This window comes from Mesorhizobium sp. M1C.F.Ca.ET.210.01.1.1 (assembly GCF_004791585.1).
Taxonomy (GTDB): domain Bacteria; phylum Pseudomonadota; class Alphaproteobacteria; order Rhizobiales; family Rhizobiaceae; genus Mesorhizobium.
Genome location: NZ_SRUU01000009.1, coordinates 51,246 through 69,894, shown reverse-complemented (window position 1 = coordinate 69,894; position 18,649 = coordinate 51,246). Strand labels below are relative to the sequence as shown.

19 protein-coding genes are annotated in these 18,649 nt (G+C 63.5%); 8 read left to right on the top strand and 11 right to left on the bottom strand.

Features of this window, described 5'->3' with window-relative positions; translation table 11 throughout:
• Positions 1–3: 3 nt before the first annotated feature.
• The 5 genes from EN853_RS12410 to EN853_RS12390 are packed head-to-tail and all read right to left on the bottom strand — an operon-like array spanning position 4 to position 5,135.
• The gene (locus EN853_RS12410) at positions 4–1,032 is read right to left on the bottom strand and encodes a histone deacetylase family protein (protein ID WP_127860144.1); all 1,029 of its coding nucleotides are present in this window, start codon (positions 1,030–1,032) and stop codon (positions 4–6) included.
• Positions 1,029–1,544, bottom strand: coding sequence for a GNAT family N-acetyltransferase (locus EN853_RS12405; RefSeq protein WP_127860145.1), 516 nt, complete (start codon positions 1,542–1,544; stop codon positions 1,029–1,031). The genes EN853_RS12410 and EN853_RS12405 overlap by 4 nt, the downstream gene beginning before the upstream one ends.
• Before the next feature lie 3 nt (positions 1,545–1,547).
• Complete coding sequence (locus EN853_RS12400) at positions 1,548–2,078, bottom strand: DUF523 domain-containing protein (RefSeq protein WP_348631573.1); 531 nt, start codon at positions 2,076–2,078, stop codon at positions 1,548–1,550.
• A gap of 35 nt (positions 2,079–2,113) precedes the next feature.
• Positions 2,114–3,496 carry an aspartate aminotransferase family protein gene (locus EN853_RS12395; RefSeq protein WP_127860146.1) on the bottom strand — a complete coding sequence of 461 codons (1,383 nt, stop codon included), beginning with the start codon at positions 3,494–3,496 and terminating at the stop codon, positions 2,114–2,116.
• Position 3,497: 1 nt separating this feature from the next.
• Complete coding sequence (locus tag EN853_RS12390) at positions 3,498–5,135, bottom strand: N,N-dimethylformamidase beta subunit family domain-containing protein (protein ID WP_127860147.1); 1,638 nt, start codon at positions 5,133–5,135, stop codon at positions 3,498–3,500.
• A gap of 145 nt (positions 5,136–5,280) precedes the next feature.
• Here EN853_RS12390 and EN853_RS35290 point away from each other — a divergent pair, with 145 nt between their 5' ends.
• The 3 genes from EN853_RS35290 to EN853_RS12375 all read left to right on the top strand — a co-directional run bounded on the left by EN853_RS35290 (position 5,281) and on the right by EN853_RS12375 (position 6,417).
• A complete protein-coding gene (locus tag EN853_RS35290; protein WP_127860207.1) occupies positions 5,281–5,529 on the top strand; it encodes a ParB N-terminal domain-containing protein in 249 nt (82 codons plus the stop codon).
• Positions 5,530–5,660: 131 nt separating this feature from the next.
• Positions 5,661–6,056, top strand: a complete 396-nt coding sequence (locus EN853_RS12380; protein ID WP_127860148.1) for a GFA family protein — start codon at positions 5,661–5,663, stop codon at positions 6,054–6,056.
• 148 nt (positions 6,057–6,204) lie between these two features.
• Positions 6,205–6,417, top strand: a complete 213-nt coding sequence (locus EN853_RS12375) for a hypothetical protein (protein WP_127860149.1) — start codon at positions 6,205–6,207, stop codon at positions 6,415–6,417.
• Here the strand turns inward: EN853_RS12375 and EN853_RS12370 are convergent.
• The gene (locus EN853_RS12370; RefSeq protein WP_127860150.1) at positions 6,414–7,343 is read right to left on the bottom strand and encodes a hypothetical protein; all 930 of its coding nucleotides are present in this window, start codon (positions 7,341–7,343) and stop codon (positions 6,414–6,416) included. The two genes, EN853_RS12375 and EN853_RS12370, sit on opposite strands and share 4 nt — an antisense overlap.
• A gap of 205 nt (positions 7,344–7,548) precedes the next feature.
• Between EN853_RS12370 and EN853_RS12365 the strand changes: the two genes are divergently transcribed.
• The gene (locus tag EN853_RS12365) at positions 7,549–8,421 is read left to right on the top strand and encodes an undecaprenyl-diphosphate phosphatase (RefSeq protein ID WP_127860151.1); all 873 of its coding nucleotides are present in this window, start codon (positions 7,549–7,551) and stop codon (positions 8,419–8,421) included.
• A gap of 102 nt (positions 8,422–8,523) precedes the next feature.
• Complete coding sequence (locus EN853_RS12360; protein WP_127860152.1) at positions 8,524–9,309, top strand: phosphodiester glycosidase family protein; 786 nt, start codon at positions 8,524–8,526, stop codon at positions 9,307–9,309.
• On the opposite strand, the gene EN853_RS34530 is transcribed toward EN853_RS12360, so the two are convergent.
• Positions 9,299–9,628, bottom strand: coding sequence for a hypothetical protein (locus EN853_RS34530; RefSeq protein WP_245516944.1), 330 nt, complete (start codon positions 9,626–9,628; stop codon positions 9,299–9,301). The two genes, EN853_RS12360 and EN853_RS34530, sit on opposite strands and share 11 nt — an antisense overlap.
• On the opposite strand from EN853_RS34530, the gene EN853_RS12355 reads away from it, so the two are divergent.
• Together EN853_RS12355 and EN853_RS12350 are read left to right on the top strand one after the other, a co-directional pair.
• Positions 9,612–10,625 (top strand): glycoside hydrolase family 25 protein, encoded by a 1,014-nt coding sequence (locus tag EN853_RS12355; RefSeq protein WP_245516942.1) that lies wholly within the window; start codon positions 9,612–9,614, stop codon positions 10,623–10,625. The genes EN853_RS34530 and EN853_RS12355 overlap by 17 nt on opposite strands.
• A 349-nt stretch (positions 10,626–10,974) precedes the next feature.
• On the top strand, positions 10,975–11,463 hold the full coding sequence (locus tag EN853_RS12350; protein WP_127860154.1) for a DUF2314 domain-containing protein: 489 nt from the start codon (positions 10,975–10,977) through the stop codon (positions 11,461–11,463).
• 22 nt (positions 11,464–11,485) lie between these two features.
• Here EN853_RS12350 and EN853_RS12345 read toward each other — a convergent pair whose 3' ends face one another.
• The 4 genes from EN853_RS12345 to EN853_RS33910 form a co-directional block, all read right to left on the bottom strand.
• Positions 11,486–11,938, bottom strand: a complete 453-nt coding sequence (locus EN853_RS12345) for a pyridoxamine 5'-phosphate oxidase family protein (protein WP_127860155.1) — start codon at positions 11,936–11,938, stop codon at positions 11,486–11,488.
• A gap of 108 nt (positions 11,939–12,046) precedes the next feature.
• On the bottom strand, positions 12,047–12,418 hold the full coding sequence (locus EN853_RS12340; RefSeq protein WP_127860156.1) for a VOC family protein: 372 nt from the start codon (positions 12,416–12,418) through the stop codon (positions 12,047–12,049).
• 82 nt (positions 12,419–12,500) lie between these two features.
• Complete coding sequence (locus EN853_RS12335) at positions 12,501–16,292, bottom strand: vitamin B12-dependent ribonucleotide reductase (protein ID WP_127860157.1); 3,792 nt, start codon at positions 16,290–16,292, stop codon at positions 12,501–12,503.
• Positions 16,293–16,309: 17 nt separating this feature from the next.
• A complete protein-coding gene (locus EN853_RS33910; protein ID WP_167524453.1) occupies positions 16,310–16,450 on the bottom strand; it encodes a hypothetical protein in 141 nt (46 codons plus the stop codon).
• A gap of 643 nt (positions 16,451–17,093) precedes the next feature.
• Between EN853_RS33910 and EN853_RS12330 the strand changes: the two genes are divergently transcribed.
• A complete protein-coding gene (locus EN853_RS12330) occupies positions 17,094–18,632 on the top strand; it encodes an ABC transporter substrate-binding protein (protein ID WP_127860158.1) in 1,539 nt (512 codons plus the stop codon).
• Positions 18,633–18,649: the final 17 nt, after the last annotated feature.

Genomic DNA, 18,649 nt, shown 5'->3' with positions numbered 1-18,649 from the left:
CGGTTACCGCTGCCTGCCGCCGAAGCCGGTCAGGAAGGCGGTGAGGTTGTCGCCCAGCGCATCGCAGAGATAGCCGCCTTCCTGGACGATCACCGTCGGCAGGCCGAGTCCGGCAATGGCCTCGCCGATGCGCGAGAAGCCTGGCGTCGTCACCGACAGGCCACCGAACGGGTCGCCTTCGAAGGCATCGAGGCCGAGCGCCACGACCAACGCATCGGGAGCGAAAGCGTGGATGCGCCGAAAGGCTGAGGCCAGCGCTTCGAGAAACGCAGCGTCGCCGGATTTGCGCGGCAGCGGCAGGTTGAGATTGTAGCCGAGGCCAGGGCCTTCGCCGCGCTCGTCTGCATGACCCCAGAAGAAGGGGTAGAAGCGCACCGGATCGGCATGCAGCGAGACGGTCAGCACGTCGGGCCTGGCATAGAAGATGCCTTGCGTGCCATTGCCGTGATGCAGGTCGACATCGAGGATCGCGACGCGCGCAGCGTTCGTTCTCAGCACCTGTGCCGCGACCGCCGAATTGTTGATGAAGCAGAAGCCGCCGGCGATATCGGCGAAGGCATGATGGCCGGGCGGGCGGCAGAGCGCGTAGGCCGAAGGCGCGCCGGCCATTACGGCCTCGGCCGCCTCGACCGCGCTCCACGCGCTCCACAACGCGCTGTTCCAGGTCTCGGCCGAGATCGGGCAGGCGGTGTCGGCCATGTGATAGCCGGCCTGGCCGACCGCCGAGGCCGGATAGGAGCCGTTGCGGGCGATCGGGTGGATGTTCGGAATGACCTCCGCCGATGCGCCTTCGATGCGCTGCCAGCGCGCGAAGATGTGCTCGAGGAAGTCGAGATATTCGGGCGTGTGCACGGCCGCGATCGGCCCAAGGCCATGATCCTTCGGCCGTTCGACCGTCAAGCCGGCCGACCTCGCTCCGGCCAACAGTCTTTCGACGCGCTCCGGCTTTTCCGGATTGGGCTGTGCTGCGCCGCTGGAGAGGAAGGCCTTGGGGTCGTGGCGCTTTTGTTCCTCGGCATAGAAGGCTTTCATCGTTCTTCCTCCGGCGCATCGGCAAAGGCGAAGAAAGCCTCGCCGACGATCTTTTGCACCTGTTCGTAACTCGACCAGCCGATGCCGAGCTTTTCATAGAAGGCCTTGGCCGTCTCGTTGTCGGTGTCGACCGAGAGTCTTAGATAGACGCCGCCCGCCGCGCGGCATTCCCTCGCTACGCGCCGCAACAGCTTTTCACCGATGCGGCGGCCGCGAAAGCGATCCTCGACATAAAGGTCCTGCACAAAGACGCCGGGACGGCCCATCCAGGTCGAGAAGATGGGAAAATGCAGGCAGAGCCCGGCGAACTCGCCGTCGACCTCGGCGATCAGGGTCGAGAAGGCGGGTTTTTCGCCGAAGCCGTAGCGGCGCAGATCGTCGGGGGTGGAGGTGATTTCCTGGTGCGCGCCGATATGGGTGCCGAGGCGAAGCAGGGCGGCATGTATTGCGTCGGCGTCGTTGACTGTGCCGGAGCGGATGACAATGTCGGTGGGTCGAGTGTCCTGCCGCATCGATCAGGCCCTAGGTCCGGCAGGGTCCGAGCCGGTCAAAAGATCATCAAGCTCGCCGATCCTGTCTTCTGAGAAGACACGGATGCCGCTTTCTTCAAGCAGCGCGGTGGTCGTGCCATGGCCCGCCATGCGCTTTCCTGAAAAACGCCCATCATAGATAAAGCTGCTGCCGCAAGACGGGCTGCCGTCAGTCAGTACGGCGTAGCGGCATCCTGTTTCGCGCGCGAGATCGAGCGCGAGCCGCGCGGCCTCACGGTAAAGGTGTGTTACATCGTTGCCTGTCTGCTCGATCACTCGCCCCTGACCTTGCAGAACCCCATGGCCGTCGCCTGCACCTTGAATTTCGGCCGGAGGGCGCGGCGTGGAGAAGCCGGCGGCAACTTCGGGGCAGATCTGCACGATCCGGCCTTCCAATTGCCACCGAGCAAGGATGGGATGATGGTTGAGCCGGAACGAACCGTTGTAACGCACCTTGCTGCCAAGCAGGCAGGCCGAGACAAGCACCCTTTCCATATCGGCTCCTTTGCCGCGCATTGCTGCTCCGAACAATAGAACGCTTCCCTGTCGCGTCAGCCTTCTACCGGCAGGTCGAGTTCCGCGGCCAACGCTTGGAGCGAGTCGCCGAGGATTGCGATGATCTCGCCGATCTGGTCGCGGGTGATGATCATCGGTGGCGCCACCATGAAATTGTCGCCGTCGAGGCCGCCCTTGACCTTGCGCCCGTAGATGATCAGGCCGCGCGCATAGGCGAGGTCGAGCAGGCGCTGCGTCGCCTTGCGAGCCGGGTCGATCGGTTTCAATCTTTCCGGATCAGCGACCATTTCCACGCCAAGAAGCAATCCCTTGCCGCGCACGTCGGCCATGAATGGGAAGCGTTTCCCCAGTCCTCTCAGTTCTTCGATCAGCACGTCGCCCATGGCGGCGGCATTGGCGATGAGGTCGAGCCGGTCCATCTCGCCGAGCACGGCAAGGCCGGCGGCGCAGGCGAGCGGATTGCCGGCATAGGTGTGACCATGCTGGAAGCCGCCTGAGGCAAGCAGCGGCTCGACCAGCCGCATCGGTGCCGCCAGCGCGCCGAGCGGCGCATAGCCCGAGCCCAGCCCCTTCGAGAGCGCGACGATGTCCGGCCTGCAGTTCCAATGGTCGCCGCCGAGGAACCTGCCGGTGCGCCCGGCGCCGCTCATCACCTCGTCATGGATGAGCAGGATGCCATAGCGGTCGCAGATCTCGCGGATGCGCGGGTAGTAGCTGTCGGGCGCGACAAGCGCTGCCGTCGCAGCGCCCCCGACCGTCTCCATGATGAAGGCGAGCACGCTTTCCGGGCCTTCGGCGAGGATCTTTTCCTCGAGCATGTCGGCATAGCGGATGCCGCGCTGCTCCATCGACAGGTTGTCGCGGTCACGCCAGGCGGTGGGCGCCGGCACCGTCGGCATCACCCGCATCAGCGGCGTGAAGGTTTCGACCAGAGCGTCGTCGCCGGTGACTGCAAGCGAGCCCAGCGTGCCGCCGTGATAGGACGGAAAACGGGTGATCACCTTCCAGCGCTTCGGCTGGCCGGTGGCGACCGCCCATTGCCGGGCGAGCTTGATGCAGGATTCGGTCGCTTCCGAGCCGCCGGAGACGAAGAAGATGCGGTCCATGCCTTCCGGCAGTTTGCCGGCGAGCTTCCGCGCAAGCTCTTCCGCCGGCTCGTTCTCGAAATGCAGCCGGTAGGCGAAGGTGGCCTTGTCCATCTGCCACTTCATGGCGTCGAGCACATTGCGGTTGGAATGGCCGATATTGGCGACCATCGGCCCGCTCGAACCGTCGATGAAGCGGCGGCCGTCCTTGGTCCAGAAATAGATGCCCTCGGCGCGGTCGACGAGCGGCCGGCGCAGGCTCGACAGATAAAACAGATGCGACGGTTGCCGCGCCTCGGCTTGCGGAGTGGTCTGGACTTCCAATTTCGACATGTCAGGACTTTCCAAGATAGCGGTCGAGAACATTCTTGGTCACGCGCTCGACCATCGCGTCCTGCCTTAGCAGGCCGGCGACCCATTCGCAGCTTCCGGCATGGAACACCTCGCCCTTGCCGCGCGGGAAGTTGACGATCATGCCGTTGCCGCGCTTGACCTTGTCGAGGTTGGCGTCGCTGGCTTCGCCAAACAGCGTCTCGGCGGTGAAGCGTCCGTCCTCGTCGGTCAAGAACTGGTCCTCGATCGGGATGTCGGCGCTTTCCTCGACCTGGCTCGCCATACCGACTGCGAGCACCTGCAAGCCATCCGGCGCGCCGCTCTCCGCAGTCGGGTAGGGCAGGCCGCCGCGGATCTCGAAATCCAGCCCGTCCACCTCGTAGCCATAGACGTGGCTGTCGGCGCCAAGCAGGTCGCCATAATAGATGCCGGTGCCGGCAAAGGCCCAGTGTTCGGGCCGGTAGACCGGGAAGCCGCGCACGCCGCGCGGCGCGCAGCCGCCCCAGCCGGCATAGACGCCCCTGGTCGCATTGAGGCCGAAGGTGGCGCTGCCGGGACGGCCGATCTCCGGCGCCTCCCAGGAATTGGTGGCGCGGGTGATGTCGCCGCGGTAGGCGGGGTCCTCGGCGCGGGCGCGGTATTTGTAGCAGACCTGCCTGCGGCCCTCGTCCTCCAGCCTGGTCTGCCACATGAAATTGCCGGCAAAGCGCGCCGCATGGCCGCCGCGCTCGACGTAAGCGTCGAGCGCGTCGCGCATTTCCCACGTCCAGTATTCGTCATGGCCAGTGAAGACGACGCAGTCATAACCGTCGAGGATTTCGGGCGCGAAATGCAGCTCATGCTGGCTGGCGAGATCGACCGCATAGCCGGCGCGCTCGGCGAAGTGGAAGAAATGGCTGTCATAGCTTGCCCAGCCGGAAGAGGCGTATTTCTTCGAATGGCCGGTGGCGAAGGCCCATTCCATATGCGGATAGCGCGGCACGGTCTTCGGCGGCACCGCGACTTCCAGCGGCACGCGCGGGGCATCCTTGGGCAGCGTGACGAAGCCGCGACACCAGGGGCGCTGCGTCGACACCGTCGTTGCGTACTGATCGCGGTTCGGCCCGGTGATGCCCTGGTAGTGGTTGGAGCCGCCCCAGGTGTTGTAGGCGAGCCAGGTGCCGGTTGCCGCAACCTGCAGCAAGCGCCCGGGGTTGCGGCCGGGCAGGGGCGCGACAATGAAGAGGTGATGGCTGTGGATCGGCCTGCCGTCGCGGCCATCGGCCGAAAGCGCGATGCGATAGGCGCCCGACGGCCAGTCGTCGCCAATGCGGAATTCGAACGACGCGCCCCAGCCGCAGCCTGCGACCGAACATTGGTCGGGCGTGTCCTGCCAATGTGCCGATAGGCCGGTCTTTTCGAGGACCTTGGTCTCGCTGCCGCCGTCGCGGACGATCGCGATGCCGAATTGCGGTGCCGTCGAGCTGACGAAAAGCGTCACGGTATCGCCCGGGCGATACGAAAAGCGGTCGCTGTAGCACCAGATTTCGCCGCTTGAGCCATCCATGCCCGGCCATTCGTAATAATGGCCGCGCACCGCCTCGCGGCGCTGCTCGGGCGTCAGCCCGAAATCTGGAAATTCGGTCGGGAGGTGAGCCATGCATGCCCTTGAACGATCGGAAGCCGCCATTTCGGCGATCCGCCACGGGGGCGTCAAATGGAAACAATCGGGCCAGCCGACGCTTGGCCATATCGGGCAAACGGACTATCTCATCCTTTGGCGATGTTTCATGGCGGGAGCGGACATGCTGCGGGTGCAAAAGGTCAAGGTCGACGACATCTACGTGCCGACGGCGCGTCGCAAGACGCTGCATCCCGAGACGGTGCGGCATCTCGCGGAGGATATCCTCGAGAACGGTATGAAGATGCCGATCCAGGTCCGCCACGACGGCAAGCGCCATGTCCTGGTCGAAGGGCTGCATCGGCTCGAGGCCGCCAAATGGCTCGGCGAGACCGAGATCGACGCCTATCTCGTCCAGGCCAGGCGCCACTGATCTCCATCTATTTTATTGCCAAGCCGACGCCGGCATCAGCGTGACCGATCGCATTCCATCAATGCTTTTTGTTTGACGCTGTCATGCCGGCCGCTACCGTGCCCGGCATTCCCACAAAGCGAGTGCTTGCGATGACGAAATACCAGGGCGGATGCCTGTGCGGCGCGGTGCGCTATCGTGCCGAGGCCGAACCGATCAACGAGCGTGTCTGCCATTGCCGGATCTGCCAGAGGGCGATCGGCGCTGCCTTCAACGCGCGGCTGCTGTTCCGCATCGACGACGTGAGCGTGGAAGGGCCTGTCGCGACAGTCAATTCATCGCCGGACCTCGAGCGCGGCTTCTGCCCGGTCTGCGGCACGACGATTTTTTCGCGCCGCGACTCCAGGGGCATCCTCGGCATCACTTGCGGCTCGCTCGACGATCCGTCCGTGTTCAAGCCCGACATGCATTTCTGGACGGCTTCCATGCAACCCTGGGTGCAGCTCGATGACGGCCTGCCGCAACATGAAGGCGCGCCGCCGGCGTAGCACTCTCCCTTCTCCCACAGGAGGAGAAGGGAAGAACTGCACAAAAATTTCATCTTCGATTCACGAGATAGCCGGCAAAGCGTCATTGGCGGGCCATCATTGGCTGCCTATCTAAGCGCCACGCGGGAAGGCATCGAGGAGGCGACGGATGAGCGAGAGCATCAACACCCTGGACGAGCTTTTGAACGACCCGATGATCCAACTCGTGATGGAACGGGACCGGGTGCGCCCGGCCGAGATTCGCATGCTGCTGGAAAAGGCTCGTCACAAGGCCGCCGACGATTCCCGCATCGACCAGCCTATGGTGCCGCCGGCCCATGTCGTGGCCAGGAGCTGCCTGACGCAATGGCTACACCGCTAAGCCATGAAAGGGCTCTGGCTCGAATACGCCGGCAAATAGCTGTAATGGCTACGGAAATAGGCAATCTTGAAACCGAGCCGCGCGTAGTTGCGGTAGGCCGGACCATCGCGTTCGGGGCTTGGCGCTTCGATATCGGCGACGAACAGTTTCGCGCCGGCGGCTATGCCGTCGCGAACCAGCCTTTCGCCAAGCACGGCGTCGAGATCGAAGCTCGGCGCCGTGATGCCTGGAACCGGCGCGTCGATGCCGCTCCACGCCGCGCCGCCTGAGATGAACAACGAGCGCACCGCGGCCACCGCGCCGTCACGCTTCAGCATGTAATGACGCCAGCCCTTGCGGCCGACCAGCGCCATGAGCCAGGGCGAGGTAGGCAGCCTGTACCGGGCGTCGATGAAGGCAGCCCATTCCGCAGCCGTCTCGGATGTAACCTCCTCGACCGATACATCGTCGGTCGGGAAGAGCGGTTCGGCCGCCGGGGGCGTCGCATCGCGAAAGATGCGTTCCCAGCCGCCCTGATGCTGCAGCCCGCGCGCCTCCAGCCAGCATCGCAGCCGCGACGGCTCGGTATGCGGACTTGTGTAGAACCAAGGCCGCAAGATGCCAGCGGCGCGATAATGCTCCAGCAGCGCGTCGACCTGTTCCTCCGCGGCCGGACCATCGACGCCGATGTTCTTGACGCAGTTGAAATGGATGAACGGGATCGTCGTGCAGGTGGTCCAGACCAGGTCGCCGTCGCGAGCGATCGACAGGCCGTGCCGCGCGGCGAAATCCGCGGGCGCGGCGTCATAGAGGTCGAGCCAGGCATCGACCTCGGCGCGCTCGATGGCGCGGCTGAGATCGCGGGAAACATCCTCGATCCCGATTTCGGGAACGTGTGGTTCCGGCGGCACGACCGGCTGCAGTTCCGAGAGGGCGGCGGTCGACATGCTGGTCCTCCTCTAACTTGCCTTACAGTGTAAGATTAGTGGATGATAATATGGAGGCGCCGGTTGTCAAGCAGGATTAGCGCCACCTTACAAATCCGTGAGTTGGATTCACGCTATCGTGACGCTAAGCCTGTCCTTGAGGGGCTTTCCGAAATGACGAATTCTTCGCCCCGAAAAGGACTGGGGCTCTGCGGAAAGGACTGGGATGACCGACGTCTGCACTCAAGGGTTGGATACAGGCTTTGTCGGCCTGGGTTATGCCAAGGTGGCCTTTCTCGGCGTCATCCAAGGCATCACCGAACTGCTGCCGATCTCTTCGACGGCGCATATGCGCGTCGTGCCCGCCGTGCTCGGCTGGCAGGATCCCGGTTCCGCCTTCTCGGCCGCCATGCAGCTTGCCGCATTGGCGGCGGTCGTCAGCTATTTCTGGAGCGATATCAGGGAAGTTGCGGTGGGCTCGCTCGCGGCGCTGGCGCGGCGCGACTACGCCAACTGCTATTTCCGCCTGGCGGTCGGCATTGTGCTTGCGACCGTTCCGATCGTCATCGCCGGCCTTGCGCTTTCCAGCGTGCTCAATGCCTGCAACTCGCCGCTGCGCGGCATCGCCGTGATCGGCTTGGCCTGCATCGTCATGGCGGTGCTGCTTGCACTGTCCGAGATCTATGCCAGCCACAGGCTGACGCTCGACAAGGTTTCCGTGCTCGACGCGTTGCTTGTCGGCATTGCCCAGGTCGGCGCCCTCATTCCCGGGGTGTCGCGCTCGGGATCGACGCTGACGGCAGCGCTGGGTCTTGGCTATGCCCGGCCTGAGGCGGCGCGGCTCTCCTTCCTGCTCGGCCTGCCGGCGATCGCGCTTGCCGGCTTGAAGGAGCTTTGGGAGTTGCACAAGATTCACCTCGGCGCCTACGGCTGGTCGGTCCTGGCCGTCGGTCTCGTCGTCGCCTCGATCTCGGCCTTCTTCGCCATATGGGGGCTGATGCGAGTGCTCGAGCGCTTTTCCGCCTGGCCCTTCGTCATCTATCGCGGCCTGCTCGGCGTCGTGCTGCTTATCGGCGTCGCGGTCGGCTGGCTGAGTTAGGTTGTGCCGATATCCAGCGATGCCGGCCTGACCTCAATCTCAACACCGCGTTAACGACCGAATCCGCTATATCAACACCCGACCTTGGCTTCGGGTGCGCTGATGGATCTCGCGACGCTTCTGCAATCGGTGCCCTTGCTGGCGATGCTGGTGAAATCGGCGCTGCCGGCGACAGTCGGAGCGGGCATGGGGCTTGGCCAGTGGCTGGCGGCGCTGCCGCCGTGCCGCGACCGCACCTTCGAGAGCGCTACCTATCTCGTCTGCGAGACCGATCCGAAACACTATTCGATCGAGCTGTTCTGGAAGGATCCCGACGGCAAGCTCTACCAGTCGCTGCACAATCTTCGCAGCGCGCAACAGGCTGCCGGGCGCACGATGCTCTTCGGCATCAATGCCGGCATGTACCATCCCAATCTTGCGCCGGTCGGGCTCTATGTCGAGCGGGGGCAGCAGATCGCGTCGGCGAAGATCGGGACCGGCACCGGCAATTTTTCCATGCAGCCGAACGGCATCTTCTACTTAAGCGACAGCAAGGCCGGCGTTCGCGCGACCAAGGATTATCTGAAGCGTCCCCCGAAGGTGGATTTTGCCACTCAATCGGGACCGATGCTGGTCATCGACGGCAAGCTGCATCCAAAATTCCAGCCAGGCAGCCCGTCGCGAAAAATCCGCGATGGCGTCGGCGTGCGTGCCGACGGCGTTGCCGTCTTCGCCATCTCGAACGACGTCGTGACCTTCCATGAATTCGCCCGCCTGTTCCGCGACGAGCTCGGCTGCCCGAACGCGCTGTTCCTCGACGGCTCGATATCGAGCCTTTATGCGCCGGCCATCGGCCGCAACGACGATTTCTGGAATCTCGGGCCGATGATCGGGGTGTTCAGGCGCTAGCCCAGAACCCCACCTGGCGGGCCAGCCGCGAATCGCCCGGCCGGACCAAAAGTAAATTTTGATTCAAACTTTGTTGGTAATTTCTCATTAGGAATGGAGCTTCCGGCGGCGCCGTTCCTGCCTTCGGTCTGTTTTGTATTTGCGTACAGGTCAAGATGCGGATTTCAGGCGTCGTCAGTTTCGTGGTCGCATCGCTTTGCCTTGCCGGCTGTTCGTCCACGTCGGGCGTCGATGCCTTGCAGGTGCCGTCAAGCGAAACGACGAGCTCCGTGGTCAGGCCAAGCGCCCCGGTAGCCAGGGCCGTGAAGACCGCCGACACCGAGACCACCGTCGAGACCGCGTCGATGACGGGCGCTGCGCGCTTCAGGCCGCCGGCGCCGTTGCTTGACGACCAGAATTCGCGTCCTGACGACGAGAACTCGCGTCCTGACGACGAGAACTCGCGTCCTGACGACGAGAACTCGCGTCCTTTCGGCCTTGCCGAGGAAGAGACGGTGGCGTTTCCTGCTCCAGACCTGCCGGACACGGTCGAACCGCCGGTTCAGGAGGCGGCGCTCGTCTCGCCGCCGAAGCGGCTGTCGCGGGCAGCGCCCGCGATGCTGGCGAGCCCTGTCACCCGCTATGCTTTCCGCGATGCCAAGCCGATCAATTTCGGCCGATCCTCGCCCCGGCATCTTGCCGTCCACGGCGTCGATGTCTCGCGCTGGCAGGGCAATATCAATTGGCAGAAGCTGCGCGCCCAGGGCGCCAATTTCGCCTATATCAAGGCGACCGACGGCGGCGACCACCTCGACCCGATGTTCATGAGGAACTGGCGCAATGCCGATGCCGCCGGCCTGAAGCGCGGCGCCTACCATTTCTTCTACTGGTGCCGCACCGCCGGCGAGCAGGCCGACTGGTTCATCCGCAACGTGCCGAAGGTCGACGGCGCGCTGCCACCGGTCATCGATGTCGAATGGAACGGCGACTCCTCCTGCAGGCGCCGGCCGTCGCGTGAAAAAGTCCTGGAGAAGATGCAGGTGTTCATGGACAAGCTGGAGCGCCACTATGGCCAGCGGCCCATCATCTACACCAGCCCCGACTTCTATCGCGACAACCTTCGCGGCGCCTTCCCGGACTATCCGTTCTGGTTGCGCGCGGTCGCCGCGCACCCGTCAAAGGTCTATCCGGGCCGCAAGTGGCTGTTCTGGCAGTATTCCGGCTCCGGCCTGTCACACGGAGTGAGCGGCCGCGTCGACCTTAATGTCTTTCACGGCGACGAGCGGCAGTGGCGCAACTGGCTGGGCGGCGGGCAGATGGTGGCCGACGCGGATTGATCCGCTTTCGGACCTCTTCGGCTGCGCACGCGGCCGAAGGCGCGATTCCGCTAAGGTTGCGTAGGCCAGCACGCCCATGAAGACGGCGAAATAGGCCAGGACGACAGCGAGGACGATCAGGGTTTCGGTGGGCACATCCAGTCTCCTTGAATGAACAGCCAAGGAGACAGCGGGAAGAGCCGCGATGCGTTGACCTGGATCAAGCGATTTGCCGTTTGTTGGTTTGAAACCGCCCCGCGCATCGGCGGCAATTTTAGTATTTCGCTAACGCTTCGCTCACTCTGTCTATTAGCGGTACTGCAACTGCCCTTCCGGTAACGTATCCGTGATCGCTACCTGGAGGGGGTCAATGCGCAAACTGATTGTTACAGCCGCTTTGGTGGCCGCCGTCGGCTACGGGTTTTTCAATTCGACGGCTCACATGCGCGGCAGCGAGCCCAAGGACAATGTGGTCGCCTATTCCACCACCGACGAGGCGATGCAAGGCGCCAAGGCCAAGGGCCATTCGACGCTGCCGCGCTTCCATGAACTGATGGACGCCCGCACGCCTGGCACCTACACGGTCAAATTCCCGCTGACCCAGAACGGCGCCACCGAGCATATCTGGATGCAGCTTGTGGCCTTCAGCGACGGCCATTTCGTCGGCCTGCTCGCCGACAAGCCGGTCAACGGCAACCAGTACAAAATGGGTGATCGCATGACGGTGGCCGAGGCCGACGTCGAGGACTGGATGATCCGCAACGGCGGCGACGTCTATGGCGGCTACACGGTCCGCCAGGCGCTGGCGGATATGCCGAAGGAAAAGGCCGCGCAATACGGGATCACGTTCAAGGATTGAGGCGCGAACGTGGAGGTGCGGCTCAGACCGTGACCAGATCCGTGTGGCCAAAGCCTTTCGAGTAGTCGAGCACGGAAATCACCGAGGGCACCACGCGGAAGATGCGCACCTGCTCCGCCGTCGGCATCGGGCCGGGCAGCGAGGCTTGCGGCGGATACTTCATCGGCAGCATCCGCAGAACCTTCTCAGCCTCGGCCCTGTCGGTGACCGGCTGGGCACGCGCCGCCATGGAAAGTCCGGTGATTTCCATCACCTGTGGCGCGTCGTGGTCGATGGTCAGCGACACACGATCGTCCCGCGCGATGTTGGCCGCCTTCTGGCTTTCCAGGCCGCAGAGGAAGTAGAGGGTGAAGCCGTCGTTGACGTAGCCGACCGTCGTCGCCTGCGGCCAACCATCCGGCCTCAGGGTCGCAACCGTCATGACCCGATGCTGATCCAGCAGCGTCTCGATCTTGTCCTTGATCTCCTTGTCCATCGTCGCCTCCATAGCCATTGCTGACGGTGGCGATGGTAGACCTCATGGCTGGTGTGGCTTTGACGTATGTCAACGCATTGGTGGCAATGACCACCGCGAGGGTGCCGGTCACGCCTCGTTGATCATTCCCTCGATGTTGTAGCCGTCGGGATCGAGCACGAAGCAGGCATAGTAGTTCGCTCCATAGTCCGGACGCGGGCCGGGGGCACCATTGTCCGCGGCGCCCGCCTCGAGCGCAGCCAGATAGAAGGCATCGACCTCCGGCTTGCTCTTCGCCCGGAAGGCGACATGCAGATGGGTGAGCGGCGGCTTCTCGCCCGTGCTCTGAATCTCGAACAGGCAACCATTGCCGACATCGAAGGCCCAGAACACGCCCTCCTTGCCGAAGGAGAGGCTGTAGCCAAAAGGCGAGAAAGCCTTTTCGTAGAAGAACTTGCTCTTCTCGAGGTCGCTCACTTCAATGGTGATGTGGTCGATCATTTTCGGACTCGCCGGTGATCCAAACAAATCGGCCCGATCTTGCGACCGGGCCGATTTGTTGCGTTTTAGTGGCTCAGATTTCTCAGCTGCAGCCGCTGGTCGCACCACACGTATCACACTTCTCGCAGGTGCCGTTCCGCACCATGGTGAAGTTGTGGCACTCGGAGCATTCGTTGCCGGTGTAGCCCTGGAGCAGCGACTGCTGGCGGCGGGTGGCCGCGAGCTTCTTCGCTTCGGCCGCTTCGTTGGCTGCAGCGTCGGTGAAGAGCGCTTCGGCGCCGCCGGCGGCCTCGGCTTCCTGTTCCACCATCTCCTCGGCAAGTTCCCTGGCGCGTTCCTCATAGTCTCGCTTGTAGGCGATCGCCTCGTCGCTTGCCGGCTTCAGCGCCAGCACGTTGGAGCCGGCGAAGGCGGTGGGCGCGGCGCGGGCAGGGGTCGTCGTCGGGGCGGAGCCGCCAAGCCCCTTCGGTTCGCCGCCGATGCCCGACACCAGCTTCACCGGCGAGGCGCCGCGATAGAGGCCCTTGGAGAAGGGCGTCGCCTTGCCTTCGGTGATGCCGCGGCCAAGTGCCGTCTTGTCGAAGTCCGACTGGTCGACATGGGCGAGGTCGTGGCGGCCGAGATAGGAGACGGCCAACTCGCGGAACACGTAGTCGAGGATCGACGTCGCGTTCTTGATCGCGTCGTTGCCCTGCACCATGCCGGCGGGCTCGAACTTGGTGAAGGTGAAGGCCTCGACATATTCGTCGAGCGGCACGCCATATTGCAGGCCGAGCGAGATGGCGATGGCGAAGTTGTTCATCATCGCGCGGAAGGCGGCGCCTTCCTTGTGCATGTCGATGAAGATCTCGCCCAGGCGGCCGTCGTCGAACTCGCCGGTCCTGAGATACACCTTGTGGCCGCCGACGACGGCCTTCTGCGTGTAGCCCTTGCGGCGGTTAGGCAGCTTCTCGCGGTCGCGATAGAGACGCTCCACCACGCGCTCGACGATCTTCTCCGTCACCTGCACGGCGCGCTGGGCGGCGGGGGCGGCGATCAACTGCTCGACCGCTTCGTCCTCATCCTCGTCGTCATCGGCGAGCAGCGAGGCATTGAGCGGCTGCGACAGCTTCGAGCCGTCGCGATAGAGCGCGTTGGCCTTCAGCGCCAGCTTCCAGGACAGCATGTAGGCGTTCTTGGCGTCCTCGACCGTCGCCTCGTTCGGCATGTTGATGGTCTTGGAGATGGCGCCCGAGATGAAAGGCTGCGCCGCAGCCATCATCAGGATGTGGCTCTGGATCGACAGCGAGCGCTTGCCGATCTTGCCGCAGGGGCTGGCGCAGTCGAACACCGCGAGGTGCTCGGCTTTGAGGAACGGCGCGCCTTCCAGCGTCATCGCACCGCAGACATGGATGTTGGCGGCGTCGACGTCCTTCCTGGAGAAGCCAAGAGCCGGCAGCATCTCGAAGGAGAAGTCGCCGAGCTGCTCGTCGGTGAAGCCGAGCGTCTCCTTCACCCAGTCGGCGCCGAGCGTCCACTGGTTGAACACGAACTTGATGTCGAAGGCCGACTTCAGCGCCGCATTCAGCGCCGCGATCTTCTCGTCGGTGAAGCCCTTGGCCTTCAGCGATGACGGGTTGATGCCGGGTGCCTGGTTGAGGTTGCCGTGGCCGACCGCATAGGCCTCGATTTCGGCGATCTGGCTTTCGGAATAACCCAGCGTGCGCAGCGCTTCCGGCACGGCGCGGTTGATGATCTTGAAATAGCCGCCGCCGGCGAGCTTCTTGAACTTGACCAGCGCGAAGTCGGGCTCGATGCCGGTGGTGTCGCAATCCATGACCAGGCCGATCGTGCCGGTCGGCGCGATCACGGTCGCCTGCGCGTTGCGGTAGCCATGCTCCTCGCCAAGCTCGATGGCGCGGTCCCAGGCGGCGCGGGCATGCTCGGCCAGCGCCTGCTGCTTGAGGTCGGAAGCGACCAGCGGCACCGGATTGACGGCGAGCTTTTCGTAGCCGTCCTTGTCGCCGTAGGCGGCGCGGCGGTGGTTGCGCATGACGCGCAGCATGTTCTGGGCGTTGCGGTCATAGTCAGGGAAGGCGCCGAGCTCGGAGGCCATCTCGGCCGAGGTCGAATAGGCGACGCCGGTCATGATCGCGGTGAGCGCTGCGCAGATGGCGCGGCCCTCGTCGGAGTCATAAGGAATGCCCGAGGTCATCAGGAGGCCACCGATATTGGCGTAGCCGAGGCCGAGCGTGCGGTAGTCGTAGGAAAGCTTGGCGATCTCCTTCGACGGGAACTGCGCCATCATCACCGAGATTTCGAGCACGACGGTCCACAGCCGCACGGTGTGTTCGTAGGCGGCGATATCGATCGTGCCGTCTTCCTTGCGGTAGGGCAAAAGGTTGATCGAGGCCAGGTTGCAGGCCGTGTCGTCGAGGAACATGTATTCCGAGCACGGGTTGGAGGCCCGGATCGCACCGGCGGAAGCGCAGGTGTGCCAGTCGTTCATCGTCGTGTTGAAGTGCAGGCCGGGGTCGGCCGACGCCCAGGCGGCATAGCCGATCTTTTCCCACAGGTCGCGCGCCTTCAGCGTCTTCAGGACATTGCCGTCCTTGCGGGCGGTAAGCTGCCAGTCGCCATCGGCCTCGACGGCGCGCAGGAAGTTGTCCTTCAGCGACACCGAGTTGTTGGAGTTCTGGCCGGAGACGGTGAGATAGGCGTCCGAATCCCAGTCGGTGTCGTAGGTCTTGAACGACATCGAGGTGTAGCCTTGCTTGGCGAACTGGATGACCCGGTAGATATAATTCTCCGGAACCGAGTTCCGCTTGGCCAACTTGATCTCGCGCTTCAGCGCGGTGTTCAAAGCAGGGTCGAAGCAGTCGTCGTCATGGCCTTCGCAATTGACGCAGGCCTTCATGATCGCTTCGAGGTGCTTCTTGACGATCTTCGAGCCGGTCACCAGCGAGGCGACCTTCTGCTCCTCATTGACCTTCCAGTCGATGAATTGCTCGATATCGGGATGGTCGGCGTCGACGATGACCATCTTGGCGGCGCGGCGCGTCGTGCCGCCCGACTTGATGGCACCGGCGGCGCGGTCGCCGATCTTGAGGAAGCTCATCAGGCCCGACGAGCGGCCGCCGCCGGACAGCTTCTCGCCTTCGCCGCGCAGCATCGAGAAGTTCGAGCCGGTGCCGGAGCCGTATTTGAACAGGCGCGCCTCACGTACCCACAGGTCCATGATGCCGCCCTCGTTGACGAGGTCGTCCTGCACGCTCTGGATGAAGCAGGCATGCGGCTGCGGGTGCTCGTAGGCGGACTTCGACTTGGTCAGCTTGCCGGTGAAGGGGTCGACATAGAAGTGGCCCTGGCTCGGACCGTCGATGCCATAGGCCCAGTGCAGGCCGGTGTTGAACCACTGCGGCGAGTTCGGCGCGACGCGCTGGGTGGCGAGCATATAGGCGAGCTCGTCGCGGAAGGCGCGCGCGTCTTCCTCCGACTTGAAATAGCCGCCCTTCCAGCCCCAATAGGTCCAGGTGCCGGAGAGCCGGTCGAAGACCTGGCGGGCGTCGGTTTCCGAACCATAGCGCTCTGCCTCGGGGAGCTTGGCGAGTTCGGCCTCGTCGGCAACCGAGCGCCACAGGAAGGAGGGGACGTCGTTCTCCTCGACCTTCTTCAGGCGCGCCGGCACGCCGGCCTTGCGGAAATATTTCTGGGCCAGGATGTCGGCCGCGACCTGGCTGAACTGGGCCGGCACATCGATGTTGTCGAGGCGGAAAACCACCGAGCCATCGGGATTCTTGATCTCCGACAGGGCCTTGCGGAATTCGATCTCCGCATAGGCAGCCCTTTCTTGACCTGCTTGGTCTGGCTTGGTGAAGCGACGCTCGATGCGCATTGGTCCGATCCCTTTGTCTACATATAGCGCTTTTCCCAGGGATTTCTGCCCCGCATCGCGAAAAGCGCAGTCCGCCATTTGCCGACACCGCAGGTGACGCCGGCATTCTCCTCGTCGCGGGCGCCGCCATGCAGACAGCAAAACACCTTGCCGGACATTTGCCCGGGCTGCAGGCCGACCCCCGCGGGTCCCTAAACTGAAACTTTGGTCGATTCCCTCACTAGAGGGAGGTTCACACTATCTAGGGTCGAGCCTGCCTGCAAACACTAAATATAGTGTTAACAGATCATTTTTTCCAGGCCGACAATTCTCCCTTTCGCCCACCCAAGCCCCAACATTCCCAACGCTTCCGCCGGCCTCGTGAACAGGCGGAAATGTGGGCAAAACGCACAAAATCCGGGAAAAAAGACCGGCCTCTAAACTTTCCGGTCACGCCCGCAACAGGAGCGCATGACCTATAAAAAGCGACTCGTTTTGAACCGTCAAGGATTCGTTTTTGTAGGTTTTGTGACCCCAATATCTTGTGTGTCACATGTGTGGATAACGGGGACAGAAACGGGCGCGGCGAGGCTTGCTCCGGTCCGGTTCAAATCCGGCTTTTTGTCCCAATCGTCCGCCGGCGCGCTCCCGAAACCGGTCGAACCGCATCGGCACGCCTCTATCAGCCCAAGACTGGCGGACGCCTCGGCGCGATCCATTTCCAGAACCGAAAGACCTTGACGGCCGGAAGTTGCGATGCGCTTATTAGTCCGTAACTAAGATATAAATTCCATAAATATGGAATAACGGAAGGGAACCAAGATGAAGCGCTTCGTGAAAATTGCTGCTTCGCTGGCCGCGCTTGTGCTTTCGGCAACGGGCACAGCACTGGCCGAGCCGGCCAAAGGTGGCGTTGTCGATGTGGCCACGATCGGCGAGCCGCCCACACTCGATCCGATGGCGTCCACGGCCGATCTCGTCGGCATCGTCACCCAGCATATCTACGAAACGCTCTATACCTTCGATAAGGACTGGGGCATCACCCCGCTTCTCGCCGCCGACATGCCGCAAATCTCGCCGGACGGCCTCGCCTACACGATCAAGCTGAGAACCGGCGTAAAGTTCCACGACGGCAGCGACATGAATTCCGCCGACGTCGTCGCATCGCTGCAACGCTGGATGAAGGTCGCCACCCGCGGCAAGCAGGCCGCCGAGGTGATCGCCGCGGTCGACGCAGTCGACGACAACACAGTCAAGATAACCCTCAAGAAACGCTTCGCGCCGCTGCTGGCGCTGCTGTCGCTGAACAACGCGGCCGCCATCATCATTCCTTCCGAGAATGCCAAGCAGGATCCGCTCACCAGTTTCGTCGGCACCGGCCCCTATATGCTGAAGGACCGCAAGCCAGACCAGTTCATCCAGCTTGCCCGTTTCGACGGCTACAAATCGCGCGACGGCGAGTCCAACGGCTATGGCGGCGCCAGAAAGCAGTATCTCGACGAAATCCGTTTCGTGCCGGTTCCCGACGCCAACACCCGCGTGGAAGGGGCCGTCGCCGGCCAGTTCGCCTATGTCGACGCGCTTCCTGTCGAGTCGTTCGACAAGATCTCCAGCGGCAAGACCGCACCGGTCATCCTGAAGCCGTTCGGCTGGCCGGTCTTTGTGCTCAACACCAAGCAGGGCCCGAACAGCGACATCCGCATCCGCAAGGCCATCCAGGCAGCACTCGCGCCCAACGACATGCTGCTCGCGGCCTTCGGCTCCAAGGACTTCTTCGCAGCCGACGGCGCGCTCTATCCGGAAGGCTATGCCTGGCACAGCGATGCCGGCACGGAAGCGTACAAGCCGGACGGCGACACGGAGGCTGCCGCGGCCCTGGTGAAGGAAGCCGGCTATGACGGCAAACCGCTGCGCATCCTCACCAGCCGCCAGTACGAATTTCACTATAAGATGGCGCAGGTCGCCGCGGAGTATCTCAAGGCCGCCGGGTTCCAGGTTCAGCTCGACGTCGTCGAGTGGGCGACGCTGACCAAGAACCGCACCGATCCGGCGCTCTGGGATATCTACATTACCCACAGCCCGTTCCTGCCCGAGCCGTCGCTCACCGGCATCATGTCGGACTCCTCGCCCGGTTGGTGGGTCTCCGACCGCAAGCACAAGGTGCTCGATGCCTTCAATGCCGAATCCGATCCGGCCAAGCGCGTCCAGCTGTTCGCCGATGTCCAGAAGGCGGTCCTCGACGAGGTTCCGGCGGTCAAGATCGGCGACTTCAACGCCCTGGCCGCCCAGGCGCCGACGCTGAAGGGCGTGACGCCGGCGCCATGGCCCTATTTCTGGAACGCCTATCTCGAAGGCAAATAGGCTCCTCCCGCCTGTCC